Source organism: Pedobacter frigidisoli, assembly GCF_032678525.1.
GTDB lineage: Bacteria > Bacteroidota > Bacteroidia > Sphingobacteriales > Sphingobacteriaceae > Pedobacter > Pedobacter frigidisoli_A.
This window is the reverse complement of sequence record NZ_JAVTSE010000003.1, coordinates 478,640-498,850: the sequence shown is the minus strand read 5'-3', so window position 1 is coordinate 498,850 and position 20,211 is coordinate 478,640. Positions and strand designations below refer to the sequence as shown.

The 20,211-nt window shown below is 39.6% G+C and carries 18 protein-coding genes; 10 read left to right on the top strand and 8 right to left on the bottom strand.

From position 1 onward, the window contains the following. The first annotated feature begins 3 nt into the window (after nucleotides 1–3). Together R2Q80_RS11255 and R2Q80_RS11250 are read left to right on the top strand one after the other, a co-directional pair. Nucleotides 4–2,139 carry a DEAD/DEAH box helicase gene (locus R2Q80_RS11255; RefSeq protein WP_316799703.1) on the top strand — a complete coding sequence of 712 codons (2,136 nt, stop codon included), beginning with the start codon at nucleotides 4–6 and terminating at the stop codon, nucleotides 2,137–2,139. A 131-nt stretch (nucleotides 2,140–2,270) separates the two neighbouring features. Further along, on the top strand, nucleotides 2,271–2,450 hold the full coding sequence (locus R2Q80_RS11250) for a hypothetical protein (RefSeq protein WP_316799702.1): 180 nt from the start codon (nucleotides 2,271–2,273) through the stop codon (nucleotides 2,448–2,450). A 157-nt stretch (nucleotides 2,451–2,607) separates the two neighbouring features. Here R2Q80_RS11250 and R2Q80_RS11245 read toward each other — a convergent pair whose 3' ends face one another. Further along, nucleotides 2,608–3,180 carry a hypothetical protein gene (locus tag R2Q80_RS11245; protein WP_316799701.1) on the bottom strand — a complete coding sequence of 191 codons (573 nt, stop codon included), beginning with the start codon at nucleotides 3,178–3,180 and terminating at the stop codon, nucleotides 2,608–2,610. Further along, a complete protein-coding gene (locus R2Q80_RS11240) occupies nucleotides 3,177–4,286 on the bottom strand; it encodes a sensor histidine kinase (protein ID WP_316799700.1) in 1,110 nt (369 codons plus the stop codon). The genes R2Q80_RS11245 and R2Q80_RS11240 overlap by 4 nt, the downstream gene beginning before the upstream one ends. 86 nt (nucleotides 4,287–4,372) lie before the next feature. On the opposite strand from R2Q80_RS11240, the gene R2Q80_RS11235 reads away from it, so the two are divergent. After that, entirely contained in the window at nucleotides 4,373–4,519 is a 147-nt protein-coding gene (locus tag R2Q80_RS11235; RefSeq protein ID WP_316799699.1) for a hypothetical protein, read from the top strand. A gap of 12 nt (nucleotides 4,520–4,531) precedes the next feature. On the opposite strand, the gene R2Q80_RS11230 is transcribed toward R2Q80_RS11235, so the two are convergent. Together R2Q80_RS11230 and R2Q80_RS11225 are read right to left on the bottom strand one after the other, a co-directional pair. After that, a complete protein-coding gene (locus tag R2Q80_RS11230; RefSeq protein WP_316799698.1) occupies nucleotides 4,532–5,263 on the bottom strand; it encodes a LytTR family DNA-binding domain-containing protein in 732 nt (243 codons plus the stop codon). 77 nt (nucleotides 5,264–5,340) lie between these two features. Continuing rightward, complete coding sequence (locus R2Q80_RS11225; protein ID WP_316799697.1) at nucleotides 5,341–5,598, bottom strand: helix-turn-helix transcriptional regulator; 258 nt, start codon at nucleotides 5,596–5,598, stop codon at nucleotides 5,341–5,343. Between the two features lie 630 nt (nucleotides 5,599–6,228). Here R2Q80_RS11225 and R2Q80_RS11220 point away from each other — a divergent pair. The 3 genes from R2Q80_RS11220 to R2Q80_RS11210 are packed head-to-tail and all read left to right on the top strand — an operon-like array spanning nucleotide 6,229 to nucleotide 11,425. Beyond that, nucleotides 6,229–6,795, top strand: a complete 567-nt coding sequence (locus R2Q80_RS11220) for a TlpA family protein disulfide reductase (RefSeq protein WP_316799696.1) — start codon at nucleotides 6,229–6,231, stop codon at nucleotides 6,793–6,795. A 1-nt stretch (nucleotide 6,796) separates the two neighbouring features. Further along, nucleotides 6,797–10,039: a SusC/RagA family TonB-linked outer membrane protein gene (locus R2Q80_RS11215; RefSeq protein ID WP_316799695.1), complete on the top strand. Its 3,243-nt coding sequence runs from the start codon at nucleotides 6,797–6,799 to the stop codon at nucleotides 10,037–10,039. A gap of 18 nt (nucleotides 10,040–10,057) precedes the next feature. Next, entirely contained in the window at nucleotides 10,058–11,425 is a 1,368-nt protein-coding gene (locus R2Q80_RS11210; RefSeq protein ID WP_316799694.1) for a RagB/SusD family nutrient uptake outer membrane protein, read from the top strand. Nucleotides 11,426–11,479: 54 nt separating this feature from the next. Here the strand turns inward: R2Q80_RS11210 and R2Q80_RS11205 are convergent, their stop codons facing one another. From R2Q80_RS11205 to R2Q80_RS11190, 4 genes are all read right to left on the bottom strand, one after another. Beyond that, nucleotides 11,480–11,869: a hypothetical protein gene (locus tag R2Q80_RS11205; protein WP_316799693.1), complete on the bottom strand. Its 390-nt coding sequence runs from the start codon at nucleotides 11,867–11,869 to the stop codon at nucleotides 11,480–11,482. A 106-nt stretch (nucleotides 11,870–11,975) separates the two neighbouring features. Continuing rightward, nucleotides 11,976–12,422 carry a MauE/DoxX family redox-associated membrane protein gene (locus R2Q80_RS11200; protein ID WP_316799692.1) on the bottom strand — a complete coding sequence of 149 codons (447 nt, stop codon included), beginning with the start codon at nucleotides 12,420–12,422 and terminating at the stop codon, nucleotides 11,976–11,978. Between the two features lie 109 nt (nucleotides 12,423–12,531). Further along, entirely contained in the window at nucleotides 12,532–13,131 is a 600-nt protein-coding gene (locus R2Q80_RS11195; RefSeq protein WP_316799691.1) for a hypothetical protein, read from the bottom strand. Between the two features lie 138 nt (nucleotides 13,132–13,269). Continuing rightward, nucleotides 13,270–14,520 (bottom strand): hypothetical protein, encoded by a 1,251-nt coding sequence (locus R2Q80_RS11190; protein WP_316799690.1) that lies wholly within the window; start codon nucleotides 14,518–14,520, stop codon nucleotides 13,270–13,272. Nucleotides 14,521–14,683: 163 nt separating this feature from the next. Here R2Q80_RS11190 and R2Q80_RS11185 point away from each other — a divergent pair, with 163 nt between their 5' ends. The 4 genes from R2Q80_RS11185 (at nucleotide 14,684) to R2Q80_RS11170 (ending at nucleotide 20,185) form a co-directional block, all read left to right on the top strand. Then, complete coding sequence (locus tag R2Q80_RS11185) at nucleotides 14,684–14,959, top strand: helix-turn-helix domain-containing protein (protein ID WP_316799689.1); 276 nt, start codon at nucleotides 14,684–14,686, stop codon at nucleotides 14,957–14,959. 181 nt (nucleotides 14,960–15,140) lie between these two features. After that, nucleotides 15,141–16,109, top strand: coding sequence for a DUF2971 domain-containing protein (locus R2Q80_RS11180; protein WP_316799688.1), 969 nt, complete (start codon nucleotides 15,141–15,143; stop codon nucleotides 16,107–16,109). Nucleotides 16,110–16,569: 460 nt separating this feature from the next. Then, entirely contained in the window at nucleotides 16,570–18,345 is a 1,776-nt protein-coding gene (locus R2Q80_RS11175) for a hypothetical protein (RefSeq protein WP_316799687.1), read from the top strand. A 136-nt stretch (nucleotides 18,346–18,481) separates the two neighbouring features. Then, a complete protein-coding gene (locus R2Q80_RS11170; protein WP_316799686.1) occupies nucleotides 18,482–20,185 on the top strand; it encodes a hypothetical protein in 1,704 nt (567 codons plus the stop codon). Nucleotides 20,186–20,211: the final 26 nt, after the last annotated feature.

Below are 20,211 nucleotides of genomic sequence, written 5' to 3'. Positions count from 1 at the left end.
CACATGTACGAATTGCTCTCCGAGCCGGTCAGGCGATACATCAGGGATAAACGCTGGGAGGTTCTGCGACCGATTCAACTGGCAGCTATCGGCAAAATTTTGGGTGGAGAAGAAAACCTGATCCTTGCTTCGCGTACGGCTTCAGGGAAAACTGAGGCTGCTTTCCTGCCGATCCTGTCCAAGGTTGATTTTAGCGCCGCTGGAGTAAAGGTATTGTATATTTCACCCTTAATCGCCCTGATTAACGATCAATTTAACAGGGTGGAGGAACTTTGCCAGTATCTGGATGTAAAAGTGACCAAGTGGCATGGAGAAGCAAGTAAAGGAGAAAAAAATAAGCTGGTTAAAAATCCGCAAGGGATCGTACTCATTACCCCTGAATCAATCGAGGCGATGCTGGCCAATGCACCCCATAACGCTGTTAATCTTTTCTCCACAATGCAATATGTGGTAATCGATGAAATTCATTCCTTTATCGGAAGCGATCGGGGAATCCAGCTGAAATCACTGCTGGCACGCTTGCAGGGTTTGAATGTCGGAAAATTTCTGGTGGTGGGTCTATCGGCGACCATCGGTGATTATGATTCTGCAAAGAAAATGACGGGGGATGTAGCCAATACTAAAGTATTACTTGATAAGAATGCCAAGGAAATGGAGGCTGAATTCAGGTTTTTTGAGATGGAGGGTGTTGATCTTCCTATTGAGCTACTGAAGGATCTTTACTTAAGCACCAGAAATAACAAGGTATTGATTTTTCCCAACAGCCGAGGCCGCGCAGAAGAAATAGCAGTGAAGCTCAGTAAGCTTTCCGCCAGAGTAGGGGGACATGGCAACTATTTTTCTCATCACTCATCTGTTGATAAGGAGCTCCGGGAATACATAGAAACTTTTGCCAAGACCAATGTTCGCTATCCTTTCGCGATTACTTGTACTTCAACGCTTGAACTGGGGATTGATATCGGTTCGGTGGAACAGGTCGTGCAGGTGGATGCCACTTTTTCAATCGCATCACTTGTTCAGCGGATTGGCAGAAGCGGTCGCAGGGAAGGGGAGATTAGTAAACTGCTTTTTTATGCTACTGATAAGTGGAGTTTGCTGCAGTCACTAGCCTGTTTTGCGCTTTACCGTGAAGGTTATATCGAACCACTTGTCTCATCAGCCAAGCCTTACGATATTCTGTGGCATCAGTTATTGGCCTATGTGAAGCAGCTTTCTGGCTGCTCAAAATCTGTTTTGCTTTCCAAAATCCAGGCTAACTACGCCTTCCGGGATATAAAGCTAGAGGCAGTAGTGGATATAATTGAACATCTGATTACGCATGATTTTCTTGAGCAGATTGGTGGTGAGCTCATTATCGGCGTTGAAGGAGAATGGATCGTGAACAGCAGGGATTTTTATAGTGTTTTCAAAACGGAGGCAAATTATAAAGTTGTGAACTATGACCGGTCGATTGGCGAGATTCCCTTTTCGCCGCAAATAGACTTGGATCAAAACCTATTGCTGGCTGCCAAAATATGGAAGGTGATTGAGGTGGACCACAAAGCAAAGAAAATTGCTGTCATACCTGCAAATGACGGGAAGAAACCGCTGTTTTTTGGCGCTGGAGCTGATATTCATCCCAGAATCAGAGAACGAATGCTGGAGATGTTATATGAGTCTGCCATCATATCTGAACTTGCTGAACCTGCTGGCGAGGTGGTTAGGGAAATGAGAAAAGAGTTTCAGGGATATCGCATCGAGTCGCTTACTGACGATCGGCCATTACTCTTAAAGGATAGCAGCTGCCAGCTGTTTAGCTTTCAGGGTAGCAGGATCAATAAAAGTCTAAGTTTTCTGTTTAAAACTTCGGGTACGGAGGTGCAGTATACCGAGCATAATAGCAGTTTTGTCTTCTCTGGAGGTAAGCAGGCGGTGGACCTAGCGATTGCTAAAGCGCGGGAGGTACTGGCTGATATTGATTTTCATTTAGAAAACGCTGTGATCGCCCAGCCTGGACTGATAGATTTTTCCAAATGGGCGTTGCACTTACCATTGAAGTATAAGTGTGAAATCCTGCTTGAGCGCTATTTTGATTTTAGTGGGGTTGCTGGATTCTTGGATTCGTTAAATCCTGTGTTACATTCTGGAAATTTAGAATAACATCTCTGGTTAGCATTACAATTATAATATGTATATAGTATCTAGTACTAAAGCAGTGTTTGTGTTAGGATAGTGTGTTATGCATTTCGACTAATCGAATACAAATCTTTACAAGTTTAAATACAGTTCACATGAATAATAAAGATCGCCAAAGATTGATTGACTTAGCTAAGAAAGAAAGAGCGATGAATTCTTCAGAAGAAGAGGCCATGGCCAGATTGGTCAATACGGGTATTCTGACTAAGAATGGAAACTATACTAAGCATCACCCTACTTTAGCTCAATTTTGTGGAAGATTGGAACTTTACTGATTAATGAGTAGAGTTGATGTTTGGCAACTTCTTGAAAAGCCAATTTAACTGTTTAGCAAATATTTTGGATCAGATACATGCTCGTTGTTTTCATGCAGTCTAGATTCAATAATGAGCTTTTTACTTACTGAATACAATTATAGAAGCAAATCGAAAATTATGGTTTTATAGGATATTCATCTTTGACTTTTTTCTTTTCCAATACATAGGTCTCACTAATGCCTGACTTTATAAGTTCATCATAACTATCATTAGCTTTTGCTTTAGACGTTTCAAATAGTTTTCTTCTGGATTGGATAACTGCCGGAGTGAACATCCAGGATTCGTCGCCTGAAAATCTGTAGCATAATTCGGCGTATATTTGTGCTCTTAGAATCTTTGTATTGACGTTGATCATTTTTTCTGATATGGCTCTTTCAATCATGTTTTTGGCGATGAGTAAATTTTCAAGTGTTCCTTTGGTTGTTTGAGCTGGCTCGGCCATTTTCTGGTTATAACTATAATATAATAATGAACGGTAAAATAAACTGGTGGTATCGTTAGGTGATTTTTTTAGATTCTGATCCAGGCTATCGATAATTTTTTTGTATTTGTCTTTAGGTGGCACGACGAGCATTCCGGATTCTACAGTTCTTAAGGTTCCGTCAATGATTCGCAAGGAGGGCAGTTGGGCGTAACTTAGATGGGGTAAAAGAATTGAGAGTACAATTATAAGTAGGTTACTTTTCATGATGTAAGTTGTTTAGGTGGTTGCTTAATATAATTAACTGGTGCAATGATGGAAATTTCAAAATATTTGTCTACTGATCCGTATGTCAGGGTCGCCTGGTCTCCATATATGATGTTTAAACGCTGGGCGATATTTTCTAGTCCTTTATTTAAGCTTTTTACTGCTGATTTTCTGTTAGTTAAATTTCTGCTGGTAATTCTCAAATGCTGGGCTTCAATTTCTAATTTTAATATGGCTGGATTTTCCTTGTCCAGAATTATTCCGTGTTTAAAGATGTTCTCAGCGATTGTTACGATAACAAGTGGAATGAGTTTAGATTCCGGAACATCGGCACCATATTCAAAATTGATATAAACCATGCCCTCATATCGACTTTGGTGTAAGCTGATAAGTCGGTGAACCTGTTTAATCTCCTCACTTAATAAGATTGTTTGTTCCTCAAATTCGCAATGAATACAATAACGCATGATATCTGCTAGTTCCATTATGGTATCGGCTGACTTTGGTGAACTATGATAAATATCCTGATAGATGAAGCTCAATGTATTAAAAAGTAAATGTGGATTAATCTGGGCTTTGAGATAGGCATTTTTCGCGTTTTCGAGCTGGAGCTCAAGTTCACGTTCTGAAAGCTGAATTTGATAGTGGTCATGATCTGCTTGCTTCTTTGCTTCGTTAACTTTGACATATTCTAAGAATAGAAAATAAAAACCAGCGAATCCCATATAGTATAATGCCCTGTAAAGCGCACTAAACACATACTGCTTGCCTAAATGGATTTCATGATGGATCAGCCAGTTGGTTTCTTTGAGTAAATAGTTATCTATGAAGTAACTAATAGTGAAATATAGTCCAAATGCCAGGGTGCCTAGTAAGGGCGCTTTCCATGTCCAGGAAAAATTTCCGCTAAAAACTATTGGATACAACCAGATAGCACAGAAATAAAAGTAGCAGATCTTTAATAAGTAATGCCAGAAATAACTTTCAGCATCGCCAAATATTCCTGATGCCAGACCAACTATTCCTATCTCGCTGGAGATGAATAGTAGCCAACCCAGAAAATGGATTTTATACTTAATAAAGAATTTTGAAAATAGTTTTATCACGACAATAAGGCTAGTGGCCAGACTTGCGACCCCGCTGATGTAATAACTTCGTTTTAATCTTTTCGCTACGCTAGCTTCATGGTATAATGATGAAACAGTATGAGAAAAAGTTGAAGAAAAAAACAGTTTTTGTCTTCAGCTCGGCAGGGAACCGAAATTCCAAAAGCACTGATCCAACGACGACCACTATTATTATCACGGCAACTGGTGGTATTGCAGGTGCTAACCGTTAAACAGGTTAAATGCTAATTCCGGCCGGATAGCAATGTTTTATCTTTCAAAAATTTCATGAGACCGCTTTTAAAGGCGTCTCCCATTAGTATCAAGTGGCCTTGCCCCAGGTTAATGGTATTTCCTACGATCTTCTGAATCTTGTTGATGTTGATGACGTGTGATCGATGTACACGGTAAAAAAGATCATTTACGAAAATTTTCTCTACATCTTTTAAAGTGAGGTATACTAATTGCTTGTTTTCCTCAGTAACCATGTTTACGTAATTTTGAGCGGATTCGAAATACAAAATCTCTTGCTTGTTGACCATGGTCAGCTTACCTTTTTCTCCTGTTTTGAAAAAGCTGATATTCTTGGTTTGCTCATCTTCTTTGTTTAGCTCATGATCGAGGATGTTTACAACTGTTTGGGTAAACTTGGCAAGCGTAATGGGTTTTAACAGGTAATGGATGGCTCTAACATCGAAAGCCTCTATTGCATATTCCTGATAGGCACTGGTAAAAATGATCGATCTTGTTTTGCTTTTGAGTTCTTTTGCCAGTTCAATGCCGGTAAGGTGTGGCATTTCAACATCAAGAAAGATGATATCTAAATTGTCTGCTACTGTGATTTCAGTCAGTGCCTGTAGTGAGTTGGTATAGGCTTTTACCAATTCGAGATTTGGAACCGAATTAATATGGTTCGTTAGCAGGGTAATCGCGTGCCTCTCATCATCGATGATCACGCATCTTATCTTATGTATCATAAGGCTAAGGGATTAGGTTAATAATACTGTTAGTTCATGCTCGTTAGTTGTTGTTATTGAAAATGTTGGTTTATTAACTATTTATTTTTTAATATATCCGATTCCTGATCTATTTTTATGAGTAAATCAGTTAGATTTATCTTTAATGCCGCACAAATCTCTAAAATCGTCGACAACATGAAGTCTTCTTTAGCGTTTTCGATGTCACTAATCTTTGATCTATCAATTTTATCACAAAGAACTGCTAGAGAGTGTTGAGAAAGTTTGTTTTCAATCCTTATTCGCCGTACATTTTTACCAATTATCTCGAAATAATGCTCATCTCTACCTTTCATTATTCCAAATTGTGATATTTAGAAAAATAAATTCGTGGCAATATTGCCAACTCAATAAATTATTACTATATTTATGCCTGAAGAATTACAATATTTTACAATTCTTATTTTTTTGGTATTAATTAAAGAGTCTCGACTGCAAATTCTGACAATTGCTATTGGAAGAGACAATAGATTAATGCCCATGACAATATTTTGTGTATTTTCGTACACACTATAGCGTTATGGGCTCTATTGTATATCGTTCCAAGGTCGTCAGAAACCTGCAGCCCGGTGTCTTAGAGCCCTGCTATAGTGCTTTCTAGACTCGAGACTCGTATAAACCAATACGAGCATGAAAAGAAATACTTTAACACTTATTGGTAATCACGAAGCGAATATTTTTTGCCATGGTTATTTTGTATGCTGTTCTTTTTATGCTTTTTCTCCTTATTATTTCTTATTAGCTGCATGTCCGTTTGATCGGTTGTACGCACTGAAACCTAAAAATCCTGAATGACATTTGAGTTGCCTGCAAATAGTCATTTTATGTGTTTTAATAAATTTTAGTGTGCCTAACCGTTTGCAGGTATTGCTATGTCTTTTTAAGGCTTCCAATTTAAACTTCTAAGCTAACTAACCAACTAATTCATGAAAAAAACGACTTTGTTGATCGTAATGGCACTGCTGTGCCAATTCTTTTCTGTGTATGCGCAAGGTGTCGCAGAAAATAAAGCACTGGTAAAACCTTTGAATATAGGTGACCGTGTTCCCAACCTTACATTTACCAATGTAATTAATGGTGATAGACAGACAATGAGGCTTTCTGATTTTAAGGGAAAAGCTATTGTCCTTGACTTTTGGGCAACATGGTGCAGTGCATGCATCAAATTTTTTCCCAAAATGTATGATTTGCAATCTCGATATGGGAAGAATCTTCAGGTAATTCTTATCGATGATTCTGAATCGGATACGAAAGAGAAAGTGGAGGCTTTTGTAGCTAAACGTATTGGTAATGAGGATGAAATTTCTCTCCCAGTGGCCTTTCACGATTCTCTGACCAAGGCTTTGTTCCCTCACCGCATGTTCCCCCATTATGTGTGGATTGGGGCTGATCGTAGGGTGAAAGCTATTACAGCTGTGGCAGATCTTAATACTGCAAATATTGAGAATTTCATTGCTGGACGGAGTTTGTACTTAAAAAGAAAGGAGTATTAAAATGGACAGGAATGATTTAATTGATTCTTGGACTTGGCTTCGTTTGGCGATTTTCGGGATATGTATTTTGTTTAGTCTGAAAGGCTTAGCTCAGGTCAGCCCGTTAGCACCGACTTTGCTCAAAGGGCGGGTGATTATTGCGGATGCAGCACCTAAAGATATTTATGTGAGGAGTAAGCATTCTGGAATGGGAAGCGTATTGGCAGACGGTACGTTTTCAATCTCGATCAAGCTTTTACCGGAAACGCTTCTCTTTGTCGGGGTTGGATATTTTAAAACTGAGCGAATTCTAAAAACTGTTGCTGACTTAAAACAGGAACTGGTTGTTAAAATGGTTGCTGAAGTAAATGATCTTGGAGATGTTGTTGTGAGTACGGGTTATCAGCGGGTCAAGCCCAATGAAATTAATGGGGTGATATCAATAATTGATGAGAAAGCGCTTAATATGCGGACGGGAGCAAATATTCTCGACCGGATACTGGGGCAGACGTCTGGTGTAATGATGAACGTTGGTAAGACTAATTCAAATCCCCAAAATAAGACAGGCATCTCAATCAGAGGATTGGGAACTATCAACGGCCCTTTAGATCCATTAATTGTTTTGGATGGCTTTATTTATGAGGGGGATATAAATAACATTAATCCCTTTGATATTGAAAGTGTATCGGTGCTTAAGGATGCTTCAGCAGCTTCGATCTGGGGTGCTAGAGCTGGTAACGGGGTAATTGTTTTGACTTCTAAAAAATCCAGATTAAATCAGGCGCTGAATATATCTTTCAATGCTAATACCACAATCAATACGATACCTGACTTAACGAGATACCCGCAGTTGTCTTCTACTGAAAGTATCGAGGTTGAACGTTTTTTATTCGATAAGGGTTATTTTAACACAAGGATAGCTACAAATTATTTGTCTTTATCACCGGCAGTTGAACTGTTCCTTGCTAGGCGTAATGGAAAGTTAACCGATGCTCAGGTAGAGGCTGCGCTGGATATTTATCGAAAGACTGATCTTGCGAGGGAGTGGATTGATGAGTTTTATACTCATGGAATGCTACAGCAATATGGTTTGAGTATCCGTGCGGGCAGTGCTAATCATACTTTTGGTCTGAGTGGTGGCTATGATAGGGGCTATGATCAGAATTATGCACGTTCGTCTCGGGCTGTACTTCGTGCATCTGATCAGGTGAAGTTATTTCCTAGATTGACTTTGAATACTTCCCTGACGGTTACTTTTGCGAACAACACATCAGGCCGTCCTGCATATGGATCTATCAAAAGTGGCTTACGACAACCTTATGATTCTCTTCGCGATGCCTCGGGTAATTCAAGGTCATGGGCGCAGGAGTTTCGTTCTGCTTACACGGATACATTGGGGATGGGAAGGCTGTTGGATTGGAAATATTATCCCACGGAAGAGTATAAACACAATGTGACCACAACATCAAGGGAAGAAGTATTGGGTACTGCGATGCTGGCCTATAGGATATTACCGTTTCTAAATGTAGAAGCAAGCTATCAAGGGCAAAGGCAAATTGGTGAAGTGGTTAACATTACGGATGATGATAGCTATGTGACTAGAGGCTTGATTAATTCATTTTCACAAGTCAACAGGTCAACTGGCATAGTCAAGTATAACTTACCGCTCGGCGGGGTGCGTAAATTTGATAACACGCAGACCAATTCATCAACTGGTAGGGTACAGCTGAACCTGGACAGAAATATCGGAGTTTCCTCATTAAATTTTATCGCTGGATTTGAAGCTAGGGATGTAAGTGTAACTGGAAATGGAAATATTTTGTATGGTTATAGGGAGGATCCACTGGGGTACCAGAATGCAGACAACATGGGTATCTATTCGCACTTCATTACTGGTGATCCACAGCAAATTGTGCAGGGTGCGAATCTTTCCAAATTGCGTAATCGTTTTGTGAGTTTTTTTGCGAACGGATCTTACGCTTACGAAGGAAAGTATCGCCTTTCGGCAAGCATAAGACGGGACGGCTCGAATGTATTTGGAGCTTCAACAAATGACAAATGGAAACCGTTATGGTCTGTTGGAGGAGGATGGTCAGTATCAAAGGAATCTTTTTATGACATAAATTGGCTTCCTGAACTCAGGCTCTCGCTGACCTATGGCAAGAGTGGTAATGTAGACTTGACTAAAACGTCGACTGCTACCGGAGTATATGGTTCTAATACGGTGTCAACGTTACCTTTTGTGAGGGTTACCCAGATTAATAATCCTGAATTGCGATGGGAACAACTTGCGCAGCTAAGCTTGAAGTTGGATTTGGCCTTGCGGAACAACCGTTTGAGTGGAAGCATTGCATATTACCGCAAAAAGGGAACAGATCTTTACGGTTCCTTTCTATATGATTATACAACCTGGGGTAACTCAGCGGAACTGACAAGGAATGTTGCTGACATGGAGGGGAATGGTTTGGATATTGAGCTGATGAGTAGGAATATTTTACGCAGTCGCTTCCAATGGAATACGAATGTTTATTTTAGTTTCAACCAGAGTAAAACGCTTAAATACTACAGTACTGAGAATAGCTTGTCTGTTCTGATCGGACGCAGTTCACAAATTACGCCTTTGGTGGGGTATCCACTCTATGGTATTGCAGCTTATAAATGGGGTGGATTGGACGCTTTAGGGAATCCCCAAGGCTATGTGGATGGTGTACTCAGTACCAATTATACAGCCATTACTGCAGAGGGACGTGTTTCGGCTAACAATATTCAATTTTTTGGATCTGCCTCACCGGAATATACTGGTTCTATGATTAACACATTTACTTACCAAAATATTAGTCTGGCCTTCAATATCAATTTCCGATTGGGGTATTATGCGGTTAAAAGAAGTGTCAGTTATTCTGGACTTGCCAGTTCTGGAACAGGTCATCCTGATTATGCTCAAAGATGGTTAAAGCCGGGAGATGAATTGCTGACTGACATCCCTTCATTTACTTATCCGCTAAATGCTGCACGGGATTCCTTTTTTGGAAGTTCTGAAGTGAATGTAATCCGTGCAGATAACATTAGGCTTGATTATATTAATCTGGGTTATCATATAAACGCTGAAAAATGGAAATTTCCATTTAGGTCTCTTGACCTATATATGAATGGGGCTAACCTCGGAATTCTGTGGAAGGCGAGTAAAGCTGTGGCTGATCCTGATTACCTCAACCAGATTGGTCAGTCTAAAGCATTTACTATTGGGGTTCGAGGAAATTTCTGATAAATTAAAAATGAAATTATGAAAATCAAAAATATTTTGGCAGGCTTCTGCTTTGTTATTTCTCTGGTGCTATTTCAGGGTTGTGAAAAATATCTAGCTGTGAAATCTGATGGGAAACTTTTAAATCCTAAAACGGTTGCTGATCTTCAGGGAATACTAGATGATGCGACGCAAATGAATATGGGCCGTACGCCTTCCTATGGAGAGGCGTCTTCGGATGATATCTATCTTCCAGCCAATTTAATTGATGGTGGCTCCGAAATTGCCAGAAATATTTATTCTTGGCGAAAGTTCGAATATCGATATCCTAACGAATGGAGTACGGCTTATATACCAATATACAATGCTAATCTATGTATTGAAGGGATTGAGAATGTTGAACGGAATGGAACAAATGCCTTAGCTTGGGACAATGTAAAGGGATCGGCTCTTTTTTTTAGAAGCTTTTACTTCTTTTTATTAACCAGTCAGTATGCCTTGGGTTATGATAATGCAACTGCTGACTCGGATATGGGTATTGTGTTAAGGCTTTCTTCGGATTTTAATACTTCATCAAAGCGCTCCTCGGTGAGGGCTTGCCTCACTCAAGCGCTAAACGATGCCCGGGATGCTGCTGCACTGTTGCCAAATGAAGCTGTTGTTAAATTTCGTCCATCGAGACCTGCGGCATTTGCTCAGCTAGCGAGGATTTATCTCTATATGGGTGATTACGAGAATGCGATGCGTTATGCTGATGAATGTCTCAAAATTAAATCGACATTAATGGATTATAATGGTGACAGTGATGTGCTAGGGATTGATTTGACTGTACCTTTTAGAAGATATAACAAAGAGGATGTCTTTCATGCCGAAATGTATGCGGGTTTTTCATTACATGTGCCTAATATTGCAAGGATAGACACGGCATTGTATGCAAGTTATCACGCTGATGATCTTCGCAAAAGGGCTTTTTTCAGAATGAATGGCGTCCTGCAACAGTTCAAAGGCAATTATACAGGTACCAACCTGTTATACTCCGGTATTGCAGTTGACGAAGTACTGCTGGTTCGGGCGGAATGCCGTGCAAAAACAGGAAATGTGACTGGTAGTATGGCGGATTTGAATAGTTTACTGATTAAGCGCTGGAAAAATACTTCGACTTATGTGCCACGCAGTGCTCAAAATCAAACGGAGGCACTCCAATTGATCCGGAGCGAACGCAGAAAGGAACTTTTAATGAGGGGTTTACGGTGGAGTGACCTGAAACGCTTGAATAAGGATGGTGCAAGTATAAGGTTACAGAGGGTGCTAAGTGGTACAAGAATTTATCTGGAGCCAAATGCGGCTTTTTACGCTTTGCCACTACCTGTTGATATAATTGAGCTGACAGGAATACCACAAAATTAAAATTTAGTTAATGATCAAAGTGCAGAGCCGGATGGCTCTGCCTTTGTTTTCTAATTATTGGGTTTTATTAGAACGTTCCATATTCGCATCAGCTGAACCAGTAACGTAGGCACTCACCTGAGAGTTAATCGGGTTAGTAAATTCAGCAGCTGTCAGGTTCGCACTGCTCTGCAATTGGCCAGATACAATGTAACTGCTGTCAATAATCAGGCGACAGGCTGCCTCTTGTTCGTTGTCGCATGATTCTGAATTAGGTGTTGTGCTCCAGTTGGATTCATCTTCAACTTGTGCTTTGCTGAAATCAGAATTATGATAATAAACGGTTACCGGTAAACGCTTCATCGTTTTTAGTGGTGAGCCTTTAAAGGCAGATTGGGTTAGTACTAGTGTTAGTCCTAAAATAAAGGCGAATGCGCCAAAGCTGATTTTTTTTAAAGTTTTCATAATTTAAGGATGCTTTTTGCTTTGAAAAAGCAAGCGAAAAAGTTTTGTGGTAAATGGTGCGCTGCACCGTTGATTTGTTTAAGGTCAATAGTAAAAGCTGCTTTTGCTATTGTATTTCGTTGTTTGATATTTTTTCGGCCTCCTTTCTTTTTTGTCGATGGTGATATATTACCCATGCATTCAGTGCCACCAGGGTGAGATTGAATATCAGGTGGGTTTTCCAGTTTAGGAAATTTAGTACGCCTCCGCAACTGCAGGGTGCTTTAGTATTGAGGCCTGTCAGGATTAGGGCAATATAGATGGTGAAAGTGCTGAGAAGTGCAATTGATATTGTTAGCCCTGTGCTCAATGTTTGTTTTTTGCAAAGTAGGAATGCGGTGAATAGTTCTGTAATGGGTAATGCATACACTAATATATTTTCTATACCAAATGAAAAGTGCTGCATAAATAGCTGATGCTTGAAGCTATTAAACTCCAGTAATTTTGATCCGGCAGTATAGACCCAAAGAATAATGAGTAAGGAAATACATATTTTTTCAATTGTGTTTTTCATGTCCCTTGATTTGATAGATCAAAATTGGGTATGAAATGTGCTCGAAGGTGTACTGTTGTAGGAAGAAATTTGTTTGTATGTGTACTTTATAGTTCTGACACAGGAACTTTTAGCCCCGTTTTGTTTTCAGTGCTGCGAAATATGCTGTTTTTAGTGTGCTTAAGGTATGACTGTGAACACCTATAGATCTGCAGATGTCTGTCGATGGGGCAATTTGAAAAATGTCTGGCTTTGTTTCCATCATTCGTGCGAATCGCTGTTTACCTGTTAAATTTTTGATTGCGAAAGTATCATGTAGAAGTCCCAACATCTCTTTTTGATATAGTTTTTGGATAAGCTGATGGAATTCAGGAAAAACCTTATGGAGTGTGAAAATGTGTTTTGCGGGTATGCATAATAGTTTGGTGTCGCTCAGGCTTTGAATGGTTAGTTTGTAATCCTGTTGATTTTGTTCGAGAAAATAAACCAGGAAATTTCCTTGGAAGTGGAATTGCAGTAATTGTTGGCCTGGTTCTATAAGGCTTTCCAGAACTGTTTTAAAGTTCCCGCTTTCTATAAAGATAACTGGATAATCTTCTACTTGGGAGGTGTTTAGGGTTTCGTTTTTATTCAGCTCTTTTCGCTCGATCGCGACCTGCAAATAGGATTTCAGTGAATGTCCTATCGGTAGATAGGCTTCCATTTTTTTAAACATTGATTCGTAATTCATGCGGTTTTCTCGCAAATTACGCTGTATAGGGATTGTGAATCAAGTGGTAGATTTCACCACCCAGTACCACCTGGGCTTTTGGTTTTAATATTTGATACTTTATATATGATTTTGGTGATTTTGTCTTTGCTTAGACTACTAATATAGCTTTTGGGCGAGTGCAAGCATTTTTGCGAGTAACTCGCTTATTTTTCGAATGTCTTCTGGTAGGTGTACATAATAGCCATTGCTAAAACTCTTTTCTGAAATCTGTTCTTTTTCTTTGGTAGTTACGTGGGAGATAATATACTGGTGAACACTTTTCGCTTTCTTTTCAGTAATGATGCCGCAGTCCATACACAGGTATATCAGAAAGCCAAGTTGTTTAACGGATATCCCAATTTTATATGTGGATTCCAGCAATCCGGAATTGATCAGTTCTGCATTTAGAAAGTCTATTTCTTTCATGAAATCTAATTCGGACTGAATGGTGTTTAGCAGGGTTTCTTTGATATCAGGTAGATCTGGGAAATAGGGTGGGTTATTATGTTGGATGATTTGAGCCAAATCTTTTTTTAATTGGATCAAGATTCGGTATTGTTCAGTTATGCTTGTCGCTTCGGATTGTTTGGTTTTCAAGAGATTGATCAGGTATATGCCGAATTGTCTGGCGTTGTAATTATGTGCAATCAGAATTTTGGTGATTTGCCAGTCTGATGGATCGCTGATTGTTGGCTGGCTGATCTCGCGCAGGAAATATTGTGTGTAAGTTAATTGTTGGAAGGTGAGATTATGATCTGGATTCGGTGAAATGATAGTTTTTATAATTTCCTGTATCGAACTATTTATCTGATTGCTTTGTAATGCATTCGTGAGTAGGTTGATCTTGTCCCCGCTATTTTTTATATAGTTCTGGACCCTATACCTGGTAACTCGTATTCTAAAGTCAAACTCATTTGGGTAATGTTGAAGAATGTGATTTACAATATCTTCAGTGTTTTCTATTAGCAAATTCAAGGTTGACAGTTTTTCCCGGTTAGCTGCTGTGCTTCTGGCTGCCTCCACTATTATTGAAAAACGGCTCAGGCAACCAAGCTGGTAATGTATATTGGCTTTCTGATCGTGGGTATCTGAGGGCGAGTAGCAATCGATCCTCTGTTTGATACGAAGGGCTTCCAATTTAATATCATCGAATAGATTTTCTTCTTCCAGATTATCTTGTATATCAGAGGTTATCGCAGAAAGTATTTGCTGGTAATAGTCTAGTTCGTAGGTCATGGCGCATGATTTAGGAGAGTTTGGTACTGCTCCTAAATTAGCCTTCACGTAGAAATTAATTAAAGTTTTTACATAAGCAGCTGCTGTGAAGTGGTCAATGGCCTTATTGCAGTGATGAATCGGTATGTTCACTTATAACTTCTTTTAAGTCAAAATAGCCCTTAAATGCGTTTGGAAAGGGGGTGGTAGTTTTTACCACCTTTTATGAACTTGATTTTTGGAACTGGCTTTGCTCTTTTTGTAGTCCCTTTTAGGGAATGATTTCATATTTAATACGATGCTAATTTTTAGGCCTATGAACAGGATTGATGAGCTACTTGATGTTTTAGAGAAAATTTACGAGATCATCCATATGATTTACACGACTAATTATGGACACCTGAGTTTACCTGAGGATGTACTTTTGACCAGGCAGGAGGTGATTGATTATCTGGGAATAAGTGAGAGCACTTATAAGCGAAAGGTTAAGCAGGGGAGTTTAAAACCTCATAAGTTTCCAGGCGGAGATCGGTTTTATAAAAGTGACCTGCGTCATGAGTTTTTCGAGAGTAAAAGGAGAGGGAGAGTGTAGTATACAGGCTGACCTCATGGATATCATGACAAAACTATGGAAATGACTTATTCACTATTTGACAGTTAGTTTTCATGATGCTGCATTTGATGCGGTTCTGAATGTAATTATTACTACGGAATCTATTAACTTTGGAACGACCAGACAATATAAATTAATTTAAATTCCTCGTACAAGCTCTATGCCGCTTCCTACTCAACCTAAATCCCTAATCACTCATTTGGTGTGTGATTTGCTAAAAAATATTGTTGCGGTTTCTGGAGCATTTATTGAAGAATCTTTTTGGTCTTTGGAAAGGGTTTCAAATAATATTGAATTTTATTTTATGGTAAACGATGCGAAGAGACAAGAGTATGCTCGTTTAAAACCAGACTTTGAATATGCATTCTTCAGAAAAGTATTTCATAATGACCGATTGAGAACCGGGTTTCATTATACTTCTTTCGAAAGTCTCTATTACATTCTAAATGGAGGTCAATTGCATTTGAATGCTTTAACAGGAATGAATGATAAATACGAGACAAACTATGTAAACGATTTCATGGGGAAAGTTGGTGTAGAGAAGTATAATGCAACGTCAATAGCTTATCAGAACTCTCATTTTATATTTTCTTTGTCGGAGGTTAAAGACCAATTAAATCAATGGCGGCTTTATGGTGATGATGCAAAAGGTGTACTAGTTGAGTTTGAAATTGACCATGAAGCTAACGGTTTTAATAATATCCTTTTTTCCAAAGTTAGATATGATTTGAATTTATTCAAATTAATTAAAACTGCACAGAATGACTTCAAAACAATGTTTGAGATAGGGTTCAATTTGGAGATGATTGATTACTGGAAGTTCTTTTTTAAACACGAAGATTATGCTCAGGAGGAAGAAATTCGTTTGATGGTACGTAATATGTCCGGAACTGGACATAAAGAATTTGAGTCTAAATTCAAGCTGAACCGCTACGGCTTAATTATTCCTTTCATTGAGCTCGATTGTTTCGGACAATTGGGGAGTTTTTTAAAGGTAAAACGGATTATTCTGGGGCCTAAAGTAAATGAACCGGCTTTGAATAAAGCTCAAATTGAATTCATGTTAAGTAAAAAATATCCCTCAAATGATATTGAAGTAATTCATTCCAGAATCGAGCACTACAGATAACTTCTTTTAATAAAAGACTGTTAAAAATAAACTTTTGACAGTAAAAAAATTAGCGAGGCCAAATTATTCGGTTGTACTGATTTTTCCAACCATTGGTTTAAAAAATTCTTGTGACAATAATCTCAGCAGCTAAGCCATTGATTGATTTTTGGGTAGCCTAATGTGCGCAATGTAGGAAGGTAAAGCAAATCTAGTTGGCTCCGTACCGCTAAATCTATAGTTGCAAGATAATTAGTAATTTATTTCAAATGTAATTTCCGGTAATATGGGGTGAACTAGACTTATATGTCCATTCAATGAAATAACTAATATATAAAAGCCGCTGGCAGCTACTAAGTTAATGAATGCCTTAAGAGTTTTGTGTAGTACTTGCCCTGTTGCTATGGAATAATTTACTAGCAAATATCTATATTCGAGGAGTTCTTATCTTGTAAAGTAGGAGCCTTAAACACCATGAACTATGGATAAAAAATTGCTGGAACTGGTGACTGCTGAATTCAGAAAAGTTATCGCCTGTCAACAGCAACTCTTATCGGAAAATGCAGGGGATCTCCCCAAGCAAATGCTGTTTGAAGGGAGAGATTATATTTTGACTTCCCATTGGTATGATATTCTGGAATCAATGGGATGTGCTGAAAAACTATTGACTCAGTGGGATGGTCAAAAAGCGGTATGTGGCACCTTTCTGGAACTTTTTTATATTCATTTCAGCTATCCCAGCAATCATCCTCAACCGACTTCCATTGGCGAGATGAATTCACTGAGCAATAAGCCTCCATTTTCTTCCCAGGAAGGAAAAGCATTTTTTAATATGGTGATGATCTATTGGTGTTCGGCAATGCATCTTTCGTGGGCAAATCTTGCCCGATCAGCGGACCTGAACGACGCTAAACAGATTAATATGCTTTGCGGATCACTTCCTTTTTTAGAGGTCAAGATTGAAGATATCCTTGCTTTGCTAGCTATTCTTTCTACTCATCAATCTCAGAATGCTACAAGTGGCAATGGGGTCAGGCAACTGGTTAATTATCTCACCACGGATCCAGCTGGCAGTTTACTTCTTCGCGGGAAAATAGATTTGCTGTTTTCTCATCCTGGATTGCTACGGTTTTTTCCGCAGCTATTTCCTCAGGTATGTGGCGAAGACCCAAAGGTTTATGATGCCTGTTTCGATCAGACAAAAGCTGCCGTAGATAATAAAAACGCTGCATCACTTCTCTACGGCCTTTTTAATGGGGTCAAGATTCAACCCTTGAAGCTGAACCCCTGCATTCAATTGCTGGAAAGCTGCAGGCAGCAGAATACGATCAGCTCGCAGGAATATATTTCGATATGTGCCAGTAACCAGCTCACAGATGAAAAGCGCATTGAGGTGATCTCGGAGATGCTTAGCCCGGGTGCTTCTGTAGAGATTATGGTGGCCGCCTGCTGGTATCTGGAACACAACATAGCGCTCAAAATTGGGCAATGGTTTGAATACATGGCTACCATCATTTTTTGCCGCGATGATGCAGCACTTATAGATCCGCTTAATGGCCTGCTTTATCAGCTCGAAGACCTTGATCTGAGTTACCGGTTACTGACTGCGCGCTTTGAGAAACTCGGACAGTCGTCATTTCTGTATGAGGGACTTAGCGAACTTGCCCAACAGGACAACACCTTGTTTCAGGTCCAGCTAACAGAGTGGTTTCTCATAGAAAATCCCCTTGTACATGTTGCCCTGTTAAAATATAGCACTTCGGAAGGCCCATCAAAGCAGCTTTTCAAATTATCTGCAAAACACTTAGCGCAGTGTTCCTCTTCGGATAAATTATACATAGCGATAAAAGTTGCAGGCTATATGTATTCAAAGGATCACCTGCAGGAACTCAGTCTGAATTTGATCGAATCTGTAAAAGAAGAGGAAACTGTATTATTGGACGCTCTTTCTGATTTGATGAAAGCATATGTAGTCTATAACTACCGCACTACCCTGGATTTGATTAAAGATCGGATGAGGGAGCCTGCAACGCCTGCACATCTTCGCACCTTCTATGATGATATCCTGAAATCCTACGATGAATATTTTGAAGGCTTGAGTAGTCTGGGTGAATATGCCGAACTGACTACCGATGAACAGCTGGACCGTTATATCAATTTTTACGAACAGGTCCGCATGGATAATGTGTCGAAAAAGGCGAAGGGTCTCTCTAGGTTCTTTAAAAATGTTTCTGTACATACAAAAAAATGGGCATAGCGCAAAAGCAAGGACGGCACACATGAAATATTGCCCATGGGACATTATAGACATTCTACTGAATTTCCTTCCGGAGAGAAGATCAATCCTATTTACCATGAATCTATCCGAAGGAATTACCAAAACATAAAGCGATATGAAATTGATATTGACTGAGTATGTGAATGCCCTTAAGGAAGATGGCGAGCTAGATGTTTTGATTCAGGATATTCTCAAAGCTTATGACATTGAGATTTTTGCCAGCACCGAAAAGGGGCGTCAAAACGGCGTTGATGTATATGCTGTAGGCAAAGATTTTCTTGATGGTATCACTAAAGTTTTTCTAATTACGGTCAAACGTGGAGATATCGACCGCCGGGCATGGAATGCTGAAATTAACAGTGTACAGCAATCACTGGATGAGATCAGAACGATTTTTATTCGTAATAACCTTGCTCCCGAACACTTGCAGCTGCCTATAAAAATCGTTGTTGCGACCAATGGGGTGATGAAAACACAAACCGAACAAAGCTGGAGAGGATATGTCGAGCAATATCCTAAGTACGTTTTTGAGTTCTGGGGACTGGATGCCATCGTGAACCACTTTCAGCATAAATTGCTTAGTGAGCATGCTTTTTCCAATGAAACGCGATCGCTCATCAGAAAGACTATCATCCACCTGGAAGATCCACACTATGATTATCGTCACTTTACTGCGCTACTGGAACTACTTTCCTCACAGTTCAGGGATTCGCGTGTTAAACGGGAAAAGGTGATGCAACTCAAACAAATGCATGTCATTCTTTCCATCATTGCAAAATATGCGCAGGAATCGGGCAACCTGAAACATGCACTGAACTGTTACGAAAAATATCTGCTCATCATGTGGAAGGAGCTTTCAGGCTTCCCTCTGGAAGACAATTATTTCCATGAGATCACCACCGCTATGCGTTGGCATATTGACATGGCCATGAACTACGCCATTAGGATTTCTAAGGTAACTGAAGTTCAGGACGGGTTGAGCAATTTTGCCAGAAATCCTTTAAGCTACACTTACCTGGTCTATGAACAAATGGGTTTGCTCTCGCTCTGCGGTTTGCAGATCCTGCAACTCTCTGAATTTTTTGAGAAGGGTGGACTACCTGAGCAGGGTACCGAGATGCGGAACGAGGCTGAAGAAGTATGTATCGGGGTAATTTCCCTGATTAACAACAATGATATCTTTTTCAATCCAAGGGCAGATGAGCACCATATCGAAATTAACCTATTGTTCATTCTTTTATTTAAACTGAGAAAGGTTGGGAATATTGAGCAGATATTAACAATGCTTTGCAACCGCATCGCTCAGGGCAAGGTCCTAAAAAACATATTCCCTGTATTCAGCAATGACAAAAGAAAAATTGCGCAGCTTTCAGTCGATGAGCGTAGTGTAGGCACTGAGTATAATTCCAGTACATTGCTGGCCATACTTGCTGAATGGACAGTTGTGTTGGATAACGAAAGTCTTTATACTATGTACAGAACAATGTGCGAGGTGGTGCTTGCAGATATAGAGCTGGTGCTTTGGTATCCTGACGGGGATACACTTGAGGTGATGTTTACTAAAAACGCAACTTATACCACAGGTTATTCGCTTTCAGGCATTACACTGGAAAAAGATTTTGAGCAGTTTAAATCAATCACGCTTTTAGACCATGCAAAGAATTCTCCGGAAAAAGATTTTAATTTCTTTAATGTTGGAATGTGGTCCATTGGCCTGGTTGCTTCCAGACATTTCAGGACCTACATATTTCCATATTATTGGCGTCAGTTCATCAACCCTTCATTGGCCCGGTCTGTTGGAGAGGAATCGCTAGGTTAGAAAGTGCTGAAGATATTTTTTCAGGT